At 59.0% G+C, this 1,332-nt stretch carries 1 protein-coding gene; it reads right to left on the bottom strand.

Annotation, left to right across the window (positions count from 1 at the left end):
- Positions 1-1,147, bottom strand: a 1,147-nt coding sequence (locus ACRC1E_RS05085) for a methyl-accepting chemotaxis protein (RefSeq protein WP_438514025.1), incomplete at its 3' end; no start/stop codon positions are given.
- Positions 1,148-1,332: the final 185 nt, after the last annotated feature.

Genomic DNA, 1,332 nt, shown 5'->3' on the forward strand with positions numbered 1-1,332 from the left:
CGATTTCGCGCACCTGGCGCGTCATGTCGGTGATTTCACCGGTGGATTGGATAAAGTCGTGCTCGGCTTCGGCCATCAGCCGGACCGCCGCTTCGACCTGTATGGCTTCTTCGCGCAGTTTGTTCAGACTCTGGCGGCCGTTTTCCGACTGGGCAAGGCTTTGTGCCGACACGGCCTGCACCGCATCGGCTTGGCCGGCGATATTGGCAATGTGCTGCGCCAGTGCTTCCACTTCCGCAGCTGCGGCTTCGGATTGCTGGCTCTGGCGCTCGGAGCCGGCGCTCAGGTGTTGGGCGTTTGCCGTCAGCGTATGCGCGGCGGCGGACACTTCACGGGCCGATCGGCTGACGTCGCGTACCAGGGTGGAGATGGTTTCCAGTAGCTGATTGAAGCGGTAAGACGCGACACCGATTTCATCGCGACTGGCGACCGGCAGGCGGCGGCTGAGGTCGCCATCGCCCTGCGCCAGTTCGGCTAAACCCTGCGACATGGCCGTCAGCGGGCGGCTGACAAAACGGCGGATAAACAGGAAGATAAGCAGCATCAGCGGGAGTGACATCAGCAGCGCAAAGGCGATGCTCTGGTTGCGGAAGCTATCCACTGCGGCATAGGTCTTGGCCAGCGACACGCGCATGGTGACGGCGCCCAAAGGCGTACCTTCGGCGACCTGATGGCAGCTGATGCAGTTTTTGCCCAGATAGTTGCTGGAGGCCAGTGCCGGATAGACGACACGCAGCATTTCGCCCTTGTCCGGTGTGCTTTCGATGGCGATATAGGGTTTGCCCGTGGCCAGAGCCTGGCGTTCGATGGCATCGACCGGCTTGGTCTTGTTGCCGCCGTTGCCGGGGCCGAATACCTTGTTGACGCCATCGCCGCGCAGCACGCGCAGGTCGTGTACGCTGGACAGCTCGCGGATCTGGTCAAGGAAGACATCACGCTGAGCCACGGTGCCGGTAATCATCATGCCGGTCAGTCCGGCCAGCGTCATCTCGTTCATGCTGTGGGCCAGATCCTTGGCCTGATCAACGGCAATGCCGCGGCTGACCCGCGTTTCCCACATGATCAGACCGCCCCAGGCGAGCGTCAGGCTCAACCAGATGGCGAGGGAAAGGCGTAACCAGATGGGCCAGTCAGAAAATTTGCGCATTAAACCGTATCCTGTCGGGCAGAAATGCCCTCGCCGAAATCGAATGAAATCAATAGTCGCTATTAAATCAATGATGAAGGCATGGGTAAAGTTTTATTAATGGCAATATGGATATTTAATGTGAGATCTTGTCGATAGGTGCTTGTTACAAAGCATGTGCAGTAAAAACCCCCCAGCCATATGGG

This window comes from Craterilacuibacter sp. (genome assembly GCF_051659485.1).
Taxonomy (GTDB): Bacteria; Pseudomonadota; Gammaproteobacteria; order Burkholderiales; family Chromobacteriaceae; genus Craterilacuibacter.